The following is a 15,436-nucleotide window of genomic DNA, read 5'->3' on the forward strand; positions in this document are numbered from 1 at the left end:
CGGCAGCGCACCGGCAGGCGGCGCGCCGCGTAACGGCGGCCAGCCCGRCGCCAACCGCGGCGGCAATGGCGGCGGCGCACGCGGCAACGGTGGCAATGGCGGCGGTGGCGGCCGTGGTCCGCGTCCGGCCAATGCACGCAGCGGCGGTGGCCGCTAAGCCGGACAGACGCCTCAGGGCCTGAGAAACCGGGGCCGCGCAAACTTCCCTGTTGCGCGGCCCCGGTTTTTTTACGCCCTGATAAGATAGTTGAGCACTCAAGTACTTTACAAGCGTTGCGAAACTCTATATATTTGAGTAGTCAAGTACTTTTCAAATATTGGAGGACCATCATGAGCGACACCCTCACCACCGAATTCTGCCTGCGCATGGGACGCGCCTGGGCCACCCTCTCGCGCCGCCTCGACAGCGCCCTCGGCGGCCACTTCGGCATCAGCTTTGCCGACTACCAGATGCTGCTGCACCTGCAGCGCGCGCCCGGCGGACGCCTGCGCCGCGTCGACCTGGCCGAGAAGCTGGGCCTGACCGCTTCCGGCGTGACCCGCTCGCTGCTGCCTCTTGAAAAGATCGGCCTGGTCGACCGCCAGAGCGATCCGCGCGACGCCCGCGTCGGCTACGCCATCATCACGGCCACCGGCAACGACATGGTAAGCAATGCCACCGCCGTGGTCGACGACATCAGCCGCGCCATGCTGGGCGCGCCGTCGCGGACCCAGCTGGAAGCGACCTCGGCCTTGCTGGCCCAGCTGGCGGGCGGCGGCCAATAATCCTTCTTCAATCGGAACGCCATGCACAACAAGGATCAACACCATCGGCGCGGCGCCCTGCTGCGCGACCCCAACTTCGCCTGGCTGATGAGCGGCGGCGTGATTTCCGCCCTCGGCGACCAGTTCACCATGATCGCCCTGCCCTGGCTGGTGCTGCAGCTGACCCACGATCCGCTCGCGCTCGGCATGATGGTGGCCGTGCTGGGCGTGCCGCGCGCCATCCTGATCCTGTTCGGCGGCGCCCTGGTCGACCGCCATTCGCCCAAGCGGGTGCTGATGCTGACCAAGCACGTCAACACGGTGCTGCTGGGCCTGCTTGCGGCCCTGGTGCTGAGCGGCCGCGCGACTTTGCCGCTGGTGACGGCGCTGGCCGTGGTCCTGAGCATCGCCTCGGCCTTCAGTATCCCGGCCGGCACCTCGATGCTGCCGCAGGCGGTGGCGCCGCAGCACCTGCAGGCGGCCAACGGCATGATGATGGCGGTGCGCCAGGTAACGATGCTGGCCGGGCCGCTGCTGGCCGGCCTGCTGTTCCTGCTGGCCGGCGACGGCAGCGCCGGCGTTCGCGGCGGCGCTGCCGCCGGCCTCGGCCTGGCCTTCGGCTTCGACGCCTTCAGCTTCGCGCTGTCGGCCTGGACCCTGGCGAAAGTCAGGCCGCTGGCGGCAAGCGCGCCGCAGCAGGCACGCGAGCCGGTGCTGCGCGCGGTCGGCGCCGGCCTGGCGACCGTATGGCGCGACACCACCCTGCGCACCGCCTTCTTCTACTGGGGCCTGTGCGCCTGCGTGACCGGCGGCGTGATGCAGGTGGCGATGCCGCTGCTGGCCAGCGAGCGCCTGCACGGCGCCTCCGCCCTCGGCCTGCTGATGGGCGCCCACGGCGCCGGCGCGCTGGCCGGCATGGCCCTGTCCGGCAGCTTCGGCAGGCGCCGCCTGGGCAGTCTCGGCCTGACCCTGCTGCTGGTCGACGGCCTGGCCGGCTTCCTCCTGATGCCGCTGGGGCTGGTCACGGCGAGCTGGCAGGGCATGCTGATCCTCGCGGCGATCGGGGTGCTGGGCGGCTATGTGCAAGTGGCCGTGTTCACCTGGATCCAGCAGCGCGTGGCGCCGAGCATGCTGGGACGCATGATGAGCATCTTCATGTTCGTCTTCATGGGCCTGGCGCCGCTGGCCGCGGCGGTCGCCGGCTGGCTGGCCAGCGCCGTCACCCTGGCGAGCCTGTTCGTCGGCGCCGGCCTGGGCCTGAGCGTGGCGGCCCTGGCGGCCTGGCTGTTCACGCCGATGGCGAAGATGGCCGACGCCGCGCCGCCGGCGTCAATAAGCTAAAATTAATCTTATGCCAAAATTCGCCGCCAACCTGAGCCTGATGTTCAACGAACTCGGCTTCCTCGAACGCTTCGCCGCGGCGCGCGCGGCGGGCTTCGACGCGGTCGAGTTCCTGTTCCCCTATGCCTTCGAGCCGGAACAGATCCTGGCCCGCCTGCAGCGCTACAAGCTGCAGCTGGTCCTGCACAATTTCCCACCCGGCGACTGGGCCGCGGGCGAGCGCGGCTTCGCCTGCGATCCGCGCCGGGTCGGCGAATTCCAGGACAGCGTCGAGCAGGCCCTCGACCATGCGACCGAACTCGGCGTGCCGCGCCTGCACTGCATGGCCGGCAAGCTGCCGTCGAACGTGGCGCCGGCGCGCGCCCACGCCACCTTCGTGGCCAACCTGCGCTTCGCCGCCGACGCCTGCGCGCGCCACGGCATCGAGGTCCTGATCGAGCCGATCAACGATCGCGACATGCCCGGCTACTTCCTGACGCACAGCAGCCAGGCCGCCGCCATCATCGAGGAATGCGGCGCCCCCAACCTCTTCCTGCAGTATGACGTCTACCACATGCAGCGCATGGAGGGAGAACTCGCCAATACCTTGCGCGAGCGCCTGCCGCTGATCCGCCACATCCAGATCGCCGACGTGCCGGGCCGCCACGAACCGGGCACCGGCGAGATCAACTACCCCTTCCTGTTCCGCCTGTTGGACCAGCTCGGCTACGAAGGCTGGGTAGGCTGCGAATACATCCCGCAGGGCGATACCGTGGCGGGCCTGGGCTGGCGTGAGGCTTTCGTCCGCTGACTTGATCCGAGGCAAGGTAGCCAGCAGGCAACTTTGAAAGAATGGGTTTTTCGAGCGCGGCCTTTTGCCGGCTAGAAAGGACCCATGGACATCTGTCGCACTCTCACGCGTTACCTGCTTGTCCTTGCCGCCGGCCTCACGCTGGCCGCCTGTGCCGGTCCCGGCGGCCAGGTCAGCCTGGCTGAAGTCCGGCAGTTCGCCGACGCTTCGGCCCGCCTCGGCGGCCATGCCGAGCTGTCCAGGCGCTACCGCGACACCTACGAGCGCGAGCAGCCCTACCTGTCGCCGGCCGCCGACCGCATCGCGAAAGAGAACGATGCGCGCCGCAAGGCCGTCTACGAAGACTACATCAGCATCCAGAAGAGCCTGGTGCTGTATATGCAGACCCTGAGCCTGCTGGCCGGCGATGCCCGCTATGACCTCTCGCCCCAGCTCGACGACCTCGGCAACGGCCTGAAGGCGAATGCCGAGTCCGGCCTGCAGCAGCGCCACATCGCCGCCTATACCGGGCTGACCCGCCTGCTGACCCGGGCGATCGCCTCCGGCTACCAGAACCGCAGCGTCGAGACCATGGTGCGCGACGGCGACGCCGACGTGCAGATATTGCTTGACGCGATGATCGCCCTGACCCGCCTGTACGCGAAGACCAACGAGAACGAGAAGAAGACCATCCTCGGCATCTTCGACGTCGAGATCCCGTTCTCGACCAGGAATTCGGACCGCATGCTGGTGACCCTGGCCAAGGTGCACTACATGAGCAAGGCCAACGAATACAAGCTGATCGACAAGCGCTACGACGCGGCCATGCAGGGCCTGACCAAGGTGGCGCAAGGCCACCAGAAGATGCGCGAGAACCTGCACAATCTGACGTCGCCGGAGGTGCGCGCGCTGCTGTCCGCCTATGGGCGCGACCTGATCGCCCTGCGCGACGCCCTGTCCGACTCCCCCTGATTCCCGAGCCCGAGGAAACCCATGGCAAACGACAAGCCCACCCCGCCCAAGGCGCCGCCGACCCCGGCCGAGGCCCTGTCCACCGCGAAGCAGGTCGAGGAACTGGCCGACAAGCTGTCCGCCTGCGCCGACAGCATCCACGAGCGGGTGATGCGCGACATCCACCAGAGCCAGGAACAGCACCACGGCGAGGTGCCGGAATCCGAGCAGGCCGTGGCCCGTACCCTCCTCGACGCCGAGATCGAGCTGCGCCAGCGCGCCAACCGCCTCTACGACGACGCCGCCGCCTGCGTGGTCGGCTCGCTCGGCCAGTCCCAGCAGCACCTGGTCGCCCTCACTCTGGACGCCGCCGACAAGATCCGCAAGATCACCCGCATCGGCGACGGCATCACCCTGGTCGCCCGCCTGCTGGGCCTGGCCGCGGCGGCCAGCACCGGCCAGGTGTTGCCGATCCTGGCCGCGGTCGACCAGCTCAAGACCCAGCTCGACGTCATTGCCGTGCACGAGGCGCCGCCGGCCGCGAGCGTCTGACAGAAGCCCCAGGGTTTTTGTTAGGCGCTCGAAGTTTGCGCTACACTGGGTTCTCGCGCAGCATCCATCGGAGGGCCCTTCCATGAGCGTCAATCCAAGCGTCCAGTCCGGCGGCGCGGACCTGGACCTGCTCGCACGTCTGAAATCGATGCTGGAGCAGCGCCTGCGGGCGCTGGAGAGCGCGGCGCCGCCCCAGGCCGCCGAGGGCGAGCTGCCGGTTTCGGAAGTGGAAAGTTCGCCGCTCGACCGCGCCACCGTGCGCCTGCTGAACGACCTTTCGCGCGAAGCGGCGGGCCACCATGCGGCCGAGATGCAGGTGCTGCGCCACGCGCTGGCCAAGTTCGAAGACGGCAGCTATGGCTTGTGCGAAATGTGCGGCCAGGCTATCGGCGAGTCGCGCCTGCTGGCGAAGCCCGAAGCGCGCCTGTGTATCGCCTGCCAGACGCGCGCCGAGCGCTCCCGCTGACGATCCCGACGATCAGTACATGTGCTGGCCGCCGTTGATGGCAAAATTCGACCCCGTCATGAAGCCGGCATCCTCGGACACCAGATAGGCCACCAGGCCGGCCACCTCGTCCGGCTCGCCCAGGCGGCCCATCGGAATCTGCGGCAGGATCTTGCCGCTCATCACATCCGGCGGCACCGCCTCCACCATGCGGGTACGCAGGTAGCCGGGCGACACCGTGTTGACGGTGATGCCGTGGCGCGCCATCTCCAGCGCCAGCGCCTTGGTGAAGCCGTGCATGCCGGCCTTGGCGGCGGCGTAGTTGGTCTGGCCGAAGGCGCCCTGTTGGCCGTTGACCGAGGAGATGTTGACGATGCGGCCCCAGCGCCGCGCCATCATCGGTTCGATGGCCTGCTTGCTCAGGTTGAATACGCTGTCGAGGTTGGCGCGCAGCACGGCCTGCCAATCCTCCAGGCTCATCTTGCGCAGGCTGCGGTCGCGCGTGATGCCGGCATTATTCACCAGCACGTCCAGCCGGCCCATCTCGGACAAGAGCTTCTGCATCATCCACTCGCAGTCGCCGTAGTCGGTGACGTCGACCTTGTAGGCCTGGAAGCGGTAGCCGTCGTCGCGCTGGGCCGCCAGCCAGGCTTCCGGCGCGGAGTTGTGCGGCGACCAGGTCGCCGCCACCTGGAATCCCTCGTCGTGCAGGCGCCGGCAGATCGCCGTGCCCAGCCCGCCCATTCCACCCGTTACCAAGGCTACTTTTGCAGCTGCTTTGTCTTCGTGCATGTCTGTCGTCTCCTCGCCGGTTAGGCCGCGCCGTGAGCGCGGCGGAAACACCGAGTCTAGAAGCGCTGCCGTACTCAGCGTTGACAAATCTCAACAGCCCTGCCCCGGCGGAATGTCCGGGAAATGCTCAGCGGATGATGTCGGGGGTGCTGCACGGCTCGAAATCGGCCCAGTCGCCATCCACGATATTACCCCTTGCGCGCTCGATCTGGGTGGCACCCAGGCCACGCAGCACGTCCACCGCCCGCGCCTCCATGCCGGGATCGTCGAAAGCGACCGCGACCAGCATGCCGGCATGCCGGATCTCGGCCGGCGCCTCGCCGCCCTGTTCACGCTCGCCGGCTTCCTTCATCTTCGAAAAGCTGAACAGCGAGCCGACGTGGGCGCCGACCAGGCCGCCGACCACCGGCCCCAGCGGCCCGGTGAACGGGATCGTGGCCGCGCCCGCCACCGCGCCGATCACCGCGCCAGCGCTGGCGCCCTCCACCACGCCTAAGGGCGTTTCCTTGGCGCCCGGCGACTGGATGTGGTCGCCGCCGATCGGGGTCTGGTCGTGCTGGCCAGGCTGGCTCAGGTAGAAACCGCTGATACGCTCGCCCGCGAAGCCGGCGTCGAGCAGCGCGCGGCGCGCCTGCTCGATGTCTTCCAGCAGCTGAAAGTGCCCTGCAATGATCATGGACATTGGTCAACCCTCCTGGATTCGTTATTACTGCAGAGCATGCGCGAGCGGCTGCCGGCGCTCTGTGCGCAAACGCACGCAGCCTGGCGCAGTCAGCGCCACTGGCCGTAGACCACGCCCTGCGGCTCCGCTTCCTGCCATAGCGGCTGCGGGAACCAGTCGCGCGGATCGACGCGGAAATAACGCCTGAATTCGGCGTACAGGTCCGGATGGCGCGCCGCCAGCGCGTGCGGCTGCTCGAAGAAGCTCTCGGTGGCGACCGCGAAGAATTCGGCCGGGCTGCTGGCGCCGTAGGGATCGAGCACGTCGCGGTAGCCCCAGTAAGTATCGCGGCGCAGCAGCTCGAAGTCGCGCGACAGGATCGCCGACCAGCGCTGGTAGCTTTCCGTGCTGCCGAGGATGGGCGCACCGTTGGTGCTGCCGGATTCGCTGTCGAGCTGGTGCGCGAACTCGTGCAGCACCACGTTCTGCGCGCCTTCCGGCTGGTGGCCGGCGCGCTGCACGTGGTCCCAGGACAGGATCACGCGGCCGTCGCCCCAGGATTCGCCCAGCAGGTCCTGGCGCGTCTCGGTGACCACGCCGCCGGCATCGACCTCCTTGCGCGGCACCAGGAAGGCGCCCGGATACACCAGCACCGCGTGCAGGCCCGGGTACACCTCGGTAGTGCGGTTGAGCAGCAGCAGGCAGGCCTGGGCCGCGATCGTCACCCGCATCTCCTCGGTGATCTCGAGCCCGGCGCAGCCGACGAAGGTCTTCTCGTGCAGGAAGCGCTTGACCAGGACCTGCAGCTGCTCGCGCAGCGGCGCCGGCATGCCGCGGTACTGGACCACGTTGCGCTCGATGAATCCCAGCTGGGCGGCGTCGAGCGGACGCGCCAGCGCCCGCCCCAGGCGCCAGCGCGGCAGGCCCCAGGCCAGCAGCAGCCCGGCCGCGATGGCGGCGCAGGCGATGGCGGCGCCGGTCTCCATCACGCGGCCTGGGCGCCCGCCGGCGCGCCGGACTGCCCGAAATGCGCCTCGACCGCATCGGCGCCGCCGATCCGCGTGCCGCCGACGAAGACCTGCGGCCAGGTCATCTCGCCCGAGACGGCACGCAGCACGCTGGTGGTGATCTTCTGGTCCTGCGGGATGTCGGTGAAGGCGATGCCGCGCGCCTTCAGCACCGCCTTGGCGCGTGCGCAGAACGGGCAGCCGGGTTTCGAGAACATGACCACCGGCTCGATCGGCTTCGCTTCCGGATTAATATGGCGCAGCATGGTGTCGGCGTCCGACACTTCGAAGGGATCGCCCTCCTTGTCCGGCTCGATGAAGATCTTGTCGACGATGCCGTCCTTCACCAGCATCGAATAGCGCCAGGAGCGCTTGCCGAAGCCGAGCTCGCGCTTGTCGACCAGCAGTCCCATGCCTTCGCTGAAATCGCCGTTGCCGTCCGGGATCATGGTGATATTGTCCGCTTCCTGGCTGCGCTGCCACTCGTTGACGACGAAGGGATCGTTGACGGTGATGCAGACGATGTCGTCCACGCCATTATCGCGCAACACCGGCGCCAGTTCGTTATAGCGCGGCAGGTGGGCGGAAGAACAGGTCGGCGTATAGGCGCCCGGCAAGGCGAACACGACCACGGTCTTGCCCTTGAACAGCTCGTCGGTCGTGATGTCGCGCCACTGCTCGTCGGGCCGCGCCTTGAACGTGACCTGGGGGACGGGCTTTCCTTCCAGCGATTCGGCACTCGGTAACATGGGATCTCCTGTGGTTGACGGGTGCGGCGACTTGCCGCTTCCCGCCGCATATGGGAGCCCTTATCGACTTTTCAATTGGTAAAAAAAAGCCACCGCCCGGAGGCGGTGGCGCGCATCGTGCCGTTTCCCCGCATGGCGGCTGTCTGGGCCGCGTACGGGATCAGGGCAGATTCGGTGCCGGCCGGCTTATTTGGCGACCTGGCTCGGGGCCGGGCCAAACAGGGCGGCGACCAGCGGATCGCGGGAGACCGGGCTGCGGTTCACGCGGATCGCGTAGTGGGTGTCGTCGGCCAGGATGTGGAAATGGCGGCCGGTGCCGGCCATGCTCTGTTCGCGCAGGCCCGGGCGCTCCTTGCGCGGGGCGGCGCCTTCGCGCTTCGGCTGGCAGATCGCGGCCAGGAAGGCCTTGACGCGTTCCGGATCCGGGGAGATGCGGTACACGGCCTTGCCCAGGTAGGTGGCGGTACCCTCGATATAGCGGGCCAGTTCGATCACGCCGGCTTCGCGCAGGTCGCGGATGTATTTGCGGGCGCCCGACGGCGAGAATTTCAGGAACCAGGCGATTTCGTCGGCCAGCATTTCGTGCGTCTGCAGCTCGCCAATCAGCTTCTGCATGTTCTCGATGCGGCGCTGGGTGGCCGAGGTCGACCGCACACGCTCGATCGGCGCCAGCGAGATGGGCGCGCGTTCGGTCGGTTGCGGCGGGACACGTTCGATCAGTGCAGAGTTGCTGGAAGTGTGCACTGCGCCGATGTCGCCTTGCACCGCATTGTGGTGAGTCGCTGCATGCATGTTGGTTTACTCCATTTAATGAGACTGTGTTCTGTGTGGCCCGGACCGGCGTTTTTCTGTATGACCCCCAGACAACTCGCCGGTTCCGCTTAACTGGATACAAGGTTGCCTGCGTCAGACCCGGAGTTCTGTGCGCCAGCCAACATTGCCGAAAATTTCTCAAAGTTATTAAGTGAGCCAGCGTATTGACGCGGCACAAGCGTTCAATTGAGAAAACGGGAAAGAACAGCGGTTTTTATGACAGCCACGGTAGTAAGTGACCGGGTGTCCCAGGCTGTATGTCCGGGGAAGAAGATAAAGATCGTTACACCGCGATCGAACAACTATTACAAAATGAAACAGTTAGTGATAACACTTTCTCTATTTTTCTTGCGTACGGGGAATTTATCGACGACATAGCCGAAGATGAGCCCATCTTAAGCCACCCTTTGTGGCTGAGCAGGAAAAAATGGAACTGTCGCGTTGCGAATTTGTCACAAACACAGTAGCCTTTGTGCGGTAGCGCACGGACCTTGGGAAACGCGGTCTTGTATTGTTGACTACAACATCACTGTTTAGGCACGCGATGTAAGTACATTTACAACCTCTGGGAGTTACCTGTGAATAATATGAAGAAGATCGCTCTGGCTGCCGCCCTGCTCTGCTCGGCTGGTTCGACGCTGGCTCAAGAAGTCATCAATCCGTCGTGGTACGTTGCGCCGACCCTCGTCGATATGAAGCCCGACCACGATTTCGGTGTCGGCGGCAAGCACCTGGGCGGCGGGTTGAAATTCGGTAAGCCGGTGCACCCGCTGTGGGACATCCAGGTCGGTGCGAGCAATGCACGTATCTCGAACAATGGCACCGACTACCGCCAGACCTTGGTTGGCGTCGACGCGCTGCTGATGTTGTCGCGCAAGGAAGTGCGTCCTTTCCTGCTGATTGGTGCCGGCGGCGAGCGTGACCACGCCAGCCGCGCCGGCTTCAATGCGTCCGGCTGGTCGCCGTACTACACCGCCGGACTGGGCCTGCAGTCCAGCATCAACGACCGCTGGGCGGTCCAGCTCGACGCCCGTGCGGTGAAGAGCAACCTGCGCCACGACGATGAGTTCGGCTTCTCGAAAGCCCTGACCAAGTACGTGAACTTCAGCCTGATCTACTCCTTCAACCCGCCGCCGGCACCGCCGGCACCGGCCCCTGCGCCGGTCGTGGAAGCCCCGGCACCGGCACCGGCCCCGGTCGTGGAAGCCCCGCCGCCGCCGCCGCCGCCGGCCCGCTTCGAGAAGGTGACCCTGTCGGCGACCGAAATGTTCGCCTTCGACAGCGCCACCCTGTCGATGCCGCAACCCAAGCTGGACGACATCGCCGCCGCCCTGCAGGCGGATCCGTCGATCACCGACGTCGACATCACCGGCTACACCGACCGCATCGGTTCGCCGAAGTACAACCAGAAGCTGTCGGAGCGCCGCGCCAACGCCGTGCGCGAATACCTGGTCGGCAAGGGCGTCGACGCGAACCGCCTGAAGGCCTACGGCAAGGGCGAGAAGAATCCGGTGGTCACCGACTGCCACCAGAAGAAGCGTTCGGAGCTGATCGCGTGCCTGGCGCCGAACCGTCGCGTGGAAGTCGAGCAGATCACCGTCGAACGCCGCGTGCAGTAAGCAGTAGGGTGAACATGAGCGGGAGCGCACGCGTTCCCGCCGGCCCGGCCACCCGCAGGGCCCCGACCCGTGCTGGTCACTCGACGCGCCCTCGGGCGCGTTCTTTTTTTGGAGAAGCGATATGGATGTAAAAAACTGGGCACCGTTTTCGCGCAAGGTCATCCACGTGATGCGCTGCGCCGTCACCGAATGGATGGAGCACCGCGCATCCAGCAAGGGCGCGGCCCTGGCCTTCTATTCGCTGTTTTCGCTCGCGCCCATCCTGGTGCTGGTGATCGCCGTCGCCGGCTTCTTCTACGGCGCCGAAGCGGCCCAGGGCCAGCTGATCGGCGAACTGCGCGGCCTGGTCGGCCCGAAGGGCGCGCAAACCATCGAAGCCATCCTGGCCGGCGCCCAGAACAAGGACAGCGGCCTGTTCGCCACCATCGTCGCCACCGTGCTGCTGGTGATCGGCGCCACTACCGCCTTTGCCGAACTGAAGGACAGCCTGGACGAGATCTGGGGCGTGCCGCCGCCCAAGGACGCCAGCTTTTGGGACACGATCCGCACCCGCCTGCTGTCCTTCGGCCTGATCCTGACCCTGGCCCTGCTGCTGATGACCTCGCTCGTGGTATCGGCGGCGCTGACCGTGGCCGAGAAATTCCTCGGCGGCTACTGGCATAACGCCACCGTCATCTTCGGCTGGGTCGCCTGGGCCTTCAGCTTCCTGGTGATCGCCACCCTGTTCGGCGTGATCTACAAGCTGCTGCCGCGCATCAAGCTGTCCTGGCACGACGTCACCATCGGCGCGCTCGGCACTGCGGTCCTGTTCACCTTGGGGAAATACGTGATCGGCCTGTACATCGGCAACAGCGGCACCACCAACAGCTTCGGCGCGGCCGGCTCCCTGATCGCCCTGCTGCTGTGGGTGTACTACTCGGCGCAGATCTTCTTCCTGGGCGCCGAATTCGCCCGCCAGTACGCGATCCAGATGGGCAGCCTGAGCAAGAAGGAAGGCAAGGAAGTGTCCCCGCTGGGCGACCTGCCGGATGGCCGGCCGGAACGCCGCATCCGCGAACGCCGTAACGCGGGCTCGCGTGATCGGCGCATGGGCGGGGCGCCGGATCGGCGGTTGGGAGTGGCTGTCGGCCACAATGCCTGAACACGTCAGCGTCTTTCCGGACATTGCCCGAAACGACTCCCCGCGCCGGCGGGGATCCATGCTGAACAACCGGATTCAGGCCCTCCGATATCCCTGCCGCGTTTCGGAGAGTACCGGCTTCGGCCGCTCGGCGTGGAGGGAATGACGGGGAGGTGCGGGAACGACGGGTGRAATCACTCCCCCAACAACTCCGCCACCACCTCCATCCCTTCCACCCGCTCGGCCACAACCTTCACCACCACCACCACCGGCACGCCGAGCAGCAAGCCCCACATACCCCACAGCCAGCCCCAGAACAGCAGGCTGACGAACACGGCGGCCGGGTTCATCTTTGCGATCTTGCCGGTCATCCAGGTGGTCACCACCATGCCCACCAGGGTCGCGATCGCCAGCGAGGCGCCCGCCACCAGGATCACCATGCGCAGCGATTCGAACTGCAGGAAGGCGACCAGGCCGGTTGCCGAGGTGATCAGCAGCGGCCCGAAGTAAGGCATGACGTGGGCCACGCCGGCGAAGATGGCCCAGGCACCGGCGTTCTCCAGGCCGATCATGCGCAGCACGCCCCACATCAGCAGGGCCAGCAGGGTGTTGGTGACGAGCAGCATGAACATATAGTTCTGGATCGAGGTGTTGATGTCCTCGAGGATGTGCACGGTCACCTTCTTGCGCGTCAGCGAAGGCCCGGTCAGCTTGACCAGCTTGCGCTTGAAGGTGTCGCCCGCCAGCAGCAGGAAGAACACCAGGAAGACCACCATGGTGGCCTGGGAGATGAAGCTGGCCAGGCCCACCGACCCGGCCAGCAGCCAGTCCATCACGCGGAAATTGCTGGCCCCCGGCACGCCGGCCGGCGCCGGATGCTTTTGCTGCTGGGCGCGGCGCGCGTCCGCACCGGCGGCGTGGGCGGCCGCCTGCTCGATCTCGGCGGCGGCGGCCTGCACCTGCTGGATGGTCGAGGGCTGGCCGTCGGAATTCTGGGTGATCAGTCTGGTGACCTTGTGGGTCAGCGCCGGCAGGCCGTCGACGATATTGAAGAACTCGCCCTGCAGGCGCTGGGCGGTGAGCGCCATGCCGGCCAGGATCGCGGCCGTGACCAGGGTGGCGCCGATCGCGCGCTTGACGTGCCAGCGCTCCAGCCAGCGCACCACCGGGCTGAGGGTGTAGGCGAGGAAGATGCCGAGCAGGAGCGGCACGAGGAAATTCTTGGCCCATTGCATGGCGAAAATGAAGGCGACGGTGGCCAGGATGCCGAGCGACATCCCGCGTGCGTTGACGTGGACCGGCAGGCGCAGGGCGCCGTGCTGGGCCCCCAGCTCTTCGCCGGTAGGGGCGCCTTCGGCGCTCAGCAGGCCGGTTTCGCGCGCCGCCTCTTCCGGCGAGCGCGGCTCCTCGGTGGCTGACGCCGGGGTTGGGTGGTCCGATTGCTCGGCCGAAGTCTTGGCGGGGGGAGCGAGCTGCATGTCGATACCTGAAAAAAGAAAGGCCAACCCTGGGGCTGGCCGATATGTTGCTGTCCAGCCGACGCGCCCGGGCGGACCCCCTGGTGAGTCAAACAGGGATCCCCCGCGCGGCCGGAACACACCATCCGGCGTCAGCTCATTCTACGCGCCGGCTTACTTCACGCGAATGTCGTTCTTGACCGAGGACACGCCTTTCACGCCGCGCGCGATGTCGGCGGCGCGCTGGGCGTCGGCCGGATTGGCCACGAAGCCCGACAGCTGGACGGTGCCCTGATAGGTCTCGACGTTGATCTCGGTTGCCTTGACGTTCGGGTCGGCGGCGAAGGCGGCCTTCACCTTGGTGGTGATGCCGGCATCGTCCAGGTACTGGCCGGTGCTTTCGTGGGTGGCGGTCTGGGCGCAGCCGACGACGGCGAAAGCGATAGTGGCGGTGAAGACGGCGGTGGCGATACGTTTGGTCATGGTCATGATGAGCTCCTTGTTGTCAATGCATCACACGGGTGATACGGGATGGCCTTGAGGCCGGTTATAAATCGGGTTGTGGTTCGCGTTTACATCATTTGCCGAACTGGGCTTTGGCGTCCGACATGCACTGGTCGCGGGCGGCGCCGGCAAAGGCGTCGCAGCGTTCCTTGGCGACTTTCCATGCGGCTTCCAGCTTGTCGTCACGGGCCTCGTTGCGCGCTTCGATGGTCTTCTGGTCGGCCTTGGCGTCGGCGCGCGCGGCCACCAGCGTGGCCTTGGCCTGGGCCTGGCAGACGTCCCTGTCGTTGCCGGCCAGGCCGGCGCAACGCGTCTTGTCGCGGTCGTAGTTGGCATCCGCGATCTTCAGGCGGGCGCGGGTGTAAGCCTTCAGCGTGTCTTCGTATTTCGCACGCGCCTCTTCCTCAGCCCGCACGCGCACCGCCTTGGCTTCTGCCACGCACAGATCCTTCGGATTGCCGGTCACGGCATCGCACTGGGCGCGCGCGTTCTTGTAATTGGCGGCCGCCTGTTCACGCGCCTGCTGGTAGGCGAGCTTGGACTCCGGGGTTGCCGCCCGCACGTGCGCTGCCCACAGCATGGCGGCGCCGAGCAATAAAATCATATGGGGTGTCCTCATTGTTTTTCTCCTTTTTCAACACTCAGGTGATGTTTTACTCTGCCGTAACGAAGAGTTCTGTTCGGTGCCGAACACAGTCAAAAGGTGTTGTAAGGACATGGATCAGATGCAAGGAGATAGGGTGCGTCATCGCACAGACCTCAGGCATGCCGCTGCTTAATCTGGGCTTACATCTTTGCCAGGAGAACAAGTCATGAAAGCTATCCGAACTATCGCCGCCCTGGTCGCGGCCGGTGCAGTCCTTGGCGGTTGCGCCAGCAGCAGCCCTGACCCCTATTACGGCAATAATGGCTACCGCGGTGCCGACACCGGCTACCGCAACGACGGCTATCGCAATGACGGCTACCGCGACAGCGCCTCGGCCGGCTACGGCACCATCGAATCGATCCAGGTGACGAATGCGGAAGCCCGCACCAGCGGCGCCGGCGCCATCGTCGGCGGCCTGGTCGGCGCACTAGCCGGCAACCAGGTGGGCAGCGGCGGCGGACGCACCGCGGCCACCGTGGCCGGCGGCGTGGCCGGCGCGGCGATCGGCAACAACGTCGAGCGCAACCGCAATGCCGGCGACGGCCAGCAGACCTATGCGGTGAATATCCGCATGGACAACGGCGAATACCGCACCATCGTGCAGGACAATGTCTACGACCTGCGCGTGGGCAACCGCGTGCGCATCGTCGACGGCCGCGTGTATCGTTATTAAGCGTAATGAGAGTGCCGGCGCGTGTGCGCCGGCTTTCGTTCGTCCAGAGAATGGAGGTCCCATGAGACAAGCACAAGCGATCGCGATGGCCGCCACACTCGCCGCCCTGTGTGCGGCCGGCGCCCAGGCGCAGACCCAGGGCCAGCCCTTCAACGACAGCACGGTCGACAAGAACGTTGCCGTCAAGCAGGCCAGCGAGATCCGGAAAGGCGACCCGGCGCGCTGGCACAGCGAAGACACGAGCCGCCAGGCGCGCCTGCGCATCCTGCAGAAGGAGATCGGCGCGGCCTACGAGGAAGCGAAGAATGCCTGCCGCGGGAGCGCGGCGTCGGGGCGCAGCGCCTGCCTGAAGGAAGCGCGCGCCGGCTACGAGCGGGATATGAAGAATGCCCCGGCGCAGCTCGACAACGCGCCGAAAGGGTCGGTCGAGACCACGGTCCAGACCGTCCAGGGCCCGGCGCCGGCACCGGCACCGACGCCGGCTCCCATGCCGAACTCGCATTGAGAAGGCGCTGAGAAGGCGCTGAGCAGGTCTGCAAAAAGACGGCGTCCAATCCGAGGATTGCGACGCCGCTCAAGCCCCACCATATCCT

The 15,436-nt window shown here is 66.4% G+C and carries 18 protein-coding genes; 10 read left to right on the forward strand and 8 right to left on the reverse strand.

The genetic code is table 11. The features are described 5' to 3' along the window. The first annotated feature begins 330 nt into the window (after positions 1-330). From AC1DIX_RS19255 to AC1DIX_RS19280, 6 genes are all read left to right on the forward strand, one after another. Positions 331-765, forward strand: coding sequence for a MarR family winged helix-turn-helix transcriptional regulator (locus AC1DIX_RS19255; RefSeq protein ID WP_477326564.1), 435 nt, complete (start codon positions 331-333; stop codon positions 763-765). A 21-nt stretch (positions 766-786) separates the two neighbouring features. Next, positions 787-2,085: an MFS transporter gene (locus AC1DIX_RS19260; RefSeq protein ID WP_477326566.1), complete on the forward strand. Its 1,299-nt coding sequence runs from the start codon at positions 787-789 to the stop codon at positions 2,083-2,085. Positions 2,086-2,095: 10 nt separating this feature from the next. Further along, on the forward strand, positions 2,096-2,875 hold the full coding sequence (otnI, locus tag AC1DIX_RS19265) for a 2-oxo-tetronate isomerase (RefSeq protein ID WP_477326568.1): 780 nt from the start codon (positions 2,096-2,098) through the stop codon (positions 2,873-2,875). Between the two features lie 84 nt (positions 2,876-2,959). After that, a complete protein-coding gene (locus AC1DIX_RS19270) occupies positions 2,960-3,826 on the forward strand; it encodes a hypothetical protein (protein WP_477326570.1) in 867 nt (288 codons plus the stop codon). Between the two features lie 21 nt (positions 3,827-3,847). Beyond that, a complete protein-coding gene (locus AC1DIX_RS19275) occupies positions 3,848-4,357 on the forward strand; it encodes a hypothetical protein (RefSeq protein ID WP_477326572.1) in 510 nt (169 codons plus the stop codon). Positions 4,358-4,439: 82 nt separating this feature from the next. After that, on the forward strand, positions 4,440-4,823 hold the full coding sequence (locus AC1DIX_RS19280; protein ID WP_442124109.1) for a TraR/DksA family transcriptional regulator: 384 nt from the start codon (positions 4,440-4,442) through the stop codon (positions 4,821-4,823). Positions 4,824-4,835: 12 nt separating this feature from the next. Here the strand turns inward: AC1DIX_RS19280 and phbB are convergent, their stop codons facing one another. The 5 genes from phbB to AC1DIX_RS19305 form a co-directional block, all read right to left on the reverse strand. Next, positions 4,836-5,594 (reverse strand): acetoacetyl-CoA reductase, encoded by a 759-nt coding sequence (phbB, locus tag AC1DIX_RS19285; RefSeq protein WP_477326574.1) that lies wholly within the window; start codon positions 5,592-5,594, stop codon positions 4,836-4,838. Between the two features lie 127 nt (positions 5,595-5,721). Continuing rightward, positions 5,722-6,276, reverse strand: a complete 555-nt coding sequence (locus AC1DIX_RS19290) for a hypothetical protein (protein ID WP_477326576.1) — start codon at positions 6,274-6,276, stop codon at positions 5,722-5,724. 89 nt (positions 6,277-6,365) lie between these two features. Continuing rightward, a complete protein-coding gene (locus AC1DIX_RS19295) occupies positions 6,366-7,241 on the reverse strand; it encodes a M90 family metallopeptidase (RefSeq protein ID WP_477326656.1) in 876 nt (291 codons plus the stop codon). Then, the gene (locus tag AC1DIX_RS19300; protein ID WP_442124106.1) at positions 7,241-8,011 is read right to left on the reverse strand and encodes a glutathione peroxidase; all 771 of its coding nucleotides are present in this window, start codon (positions 8,009-8,011) and stop codon (positions 7,241-7,243) included. The genes AC1DIX_RS19295 and AC1DIX_RS19300 overlap by 1 nt, the downstream gene beginning before the upstream one ends. A gap of 186 nt (positions 8,012-8,197) precedes the next feature. After that, entirely contained in the window at positions 8,198-8,803 is a 606-nt protein-coding gene (locus AC1DIX_RS19305; RefSeq protein WP_047825542.1) for a winged helix-turn-helix domain-containing protein, read from the reverse strand. A 608-nt stretch (positions 8,804-9,411) separates the two neighbouring features. On the opposite strand from AC1DIX_RS19305, the gene AC1DIX_RS19310 reads away from it, so the two are divergent. After that, complete coding sequence (locus tag AC1DIX_RS19310; protein WP_477326578.1) at positions 9,412-10,443, forward strand: OmpA family protein; 1,032 nt, start codon at positions 9,412-9,414, stop codon at positions 10,441-10,443. A gap of 121 nt (positions 10,444-10,564) precedes the next feature. Continuing rightward, entirely contained in the window at positions 10,565-11,584 is a 1,020-nt protein-coding gene (locus tag AC1DIX_RS19315; protein WP_477326580.1) for a YihY/virulence factor BrkB family protein, read from the forward strand. Between the two features lie 173 nt (positions 11,585-11,757). On the opposite strand, the gene AC1DIX_RS19320 is transcribed toward AC1DIX_RS19315, so the two are convergent. From AC1DIX_RS19320 to AC1DIX_RS19330, 3 genes are all read right to left on the reverse strand, one after another. Next, positions 11,758-13,041: an AI-2E family transporter gene (locus tag AC1DIX_RS19320; protein WP_477326582.1), complete on the reverse strand. Its 1,284-nt coding sequence runs from the start codon at positions 13,039-13,041 to the stop codon at positions 11,758-11,760. A gap of 153 nt (positions 13,042-13,194) precedes the next feature. Further along, a complete protein-coding gene (locus tag AC1DIX_RS19325; protein ID WP_477326584.1) occupies positions 13,195-13,509 on the reverse strand; it encodes a BON domain-containing protein in 315 nt (104 codons plus the stop codon). A gap of 88 nt (positions 13,510-13,597) precedes the next feature. Beyond that, positions 13,598-14,128, reverse strand: coding sequence for a hypothetical protein (locus AC1DIX_RS19330; protein WP_442124101.1), 531 nt, complete (start codon positions 14,126-14,128; stop codon positions 13,598-13,600). A gap of 208 nt (positions 14,129-14,336) precedes the next feature. Between AC1DIX_RS19330 and AC1DIX_RS19335 the strand changes: the two genes are divergently transcribed. Both AC1DIX_RS19335 and AC1DIX_RS19340 read left to right on the forward strand, forming a co-directional pair. Beyond that, positions 14,337-14,843 (forward strand): outer membrane lipoprotein, encoded by a 507-nt coding sequence (locus tag AC1DIX_RS19335; RefSeq protein ID WP_477326586.1) that lies wholly within the window; start codon positions 14,337-14,339, stop codon positions 14,841-14,843. Positions 14,844-14,904: 61 nt separating this feature from the next. Beyond that, positions 14,905-15,348 carry a hypothetical protein gene (locus AC1DIX_RS19340; RefSeq protein ID WP_477326588.1) on the forward strand — a complete coding sequence of 148 codons (444 nt, stop codon included), beginning with the start codon at positions 14,905-14,907 and terminating at the stop codon, positions 15,346-15,348. Positions 15,349-15,436: the final 88 nt, after the last annotated feature.

This window comes from Massilia sp. 05N420 (assembly GCF_056397205.1).

Bases quoted from the DNA above. Each gene is read 5' to 3' on its own strand.
- phbB (WP_477326574.1), bottom strand. From the start codon at position 5,594: ATGCACGAAGACAAAGCAGCTGCAAAAGTAGCCTTGGTAACGGGTGGA.
- AC1DIX_RS19315 (WP_477326580.1), top strand. From the start codon at position 10,565: ATGGATGTAAAAAACTGGGCACCGTTTTCGCGCAAGGTCATCCACGTG.
- AC1DIX_RS19300 (WP_442124106.1), bottom strand. From the start codon at position 8,011: ATGTTACCGAGTGCCGAATCGCTGGAAGGAAAGCCCGTCCCCCAGGTC.
- AC1DIX_RS19295 (WP_477326656.1), bottom strand. From the start codon at position 7,241: ATGGAGACCGGCGCCGCCATCGCCTGCGCCGCCATCGCGGCCGGGCTG.
- AC1DIX_RS19340 (WP_477326588.1), top strand. From the start codon at position 14,905: ATGAGACAAGCACAAGCGATCGCGATGGCCGCCACACTCGCCGCCCTG.
- AC1DIX_RS19310 (WP_477326578.1), top strand. From the start codon at position 9,412: ATGAAGAAGATCGCTCTGGCTGCCGCCCTGCTCTGCTCGGCTGGTTCG.
- AC1DIX_RS19280 (WP_442124109.1), top strand. From the start codon at position 4,440: ATGAGCGTCAATCCAAGCGTCCAGTCCGGCGGCGCGGACCTGGACCTG.
- AC1DIX_RS19335 (WP_477326586.1), top strand. From the start codon at position 14,337: ATGAAAGCTATCCGAACTATCGCCGCCCTGGTCGCGGCCGGTGCAGTC.
- AC1DIX_RS19325 (WP_477326584.1), bottom strand. From the start codon at position 13,509: ATGACCATGACCAAACGTATCGCCACCGCCGTCTTCACCGCCACTATC.
- AC1DIX_RS19260 (WP_477326566.1), top strand. From the start codon at position 787: ATGCACAACAAGGATCAACACCATCGGCGCGGCGCCCTGCTGCGCGAC.
- otnI (WP_477326568.1), top strand. From the start codon at position 2,096: ATGCCAAAATTCGCCGCCAACCTGAGCCTGATGTTCAACGAACTCGGC.
- AC1DIX_RS19330 (WP_442124101.1), bottom strand. From the start codon at position 14,128: ATGATTTTATTGCTCGGCGCCGCCATGCTGTGGGCAGCGCACGTGCGG.
- AC1DIX_RS19270 (WP_477326570.1), top strand. From the start codon at position 2,960: ATGGACATCTGTCGCACTCTCACGCGTTACCTGCTTGTCCTTGCCGCC.
- AC1DIX_RS19275 (WP_477326572.1), top strand. From the start codon at position 3,848: ATGGCAAACGACAAGCCCACCCCGCCCAAGGCGCCGCCGACCCCGGCC.
- AC1DIX_RS19305 (WP_047825542.1), bottom strand. From the start codon at position 8,803: ATGCATGCAGCGACTCACCACAATGCGGTGCAAGGCGACATCGGCGCA.
- AC1DIX_RS19255 (WP_477326564.1), top strand. From the start codon at position 331: ATGAGCGACACCCTCACCACCGAATTCTGCCTGCGCATGGGACGCGCC.
- AC1DIX_RS19290 (WP_477326576.1), bottom strand. From the start codon at position 6,276: ATGTCCATGATCATTGCAGGGCACTTTCAGCTGCTGGAAGACATCGAG.
- AC1DIX_RS19320 (WP_477326582.1), bottom strand. From the start codon at position 13,041: ATGCAGCTCGCTCCCCCCGCCAAGACTTCGGCCGAGCAATCGGACCAC.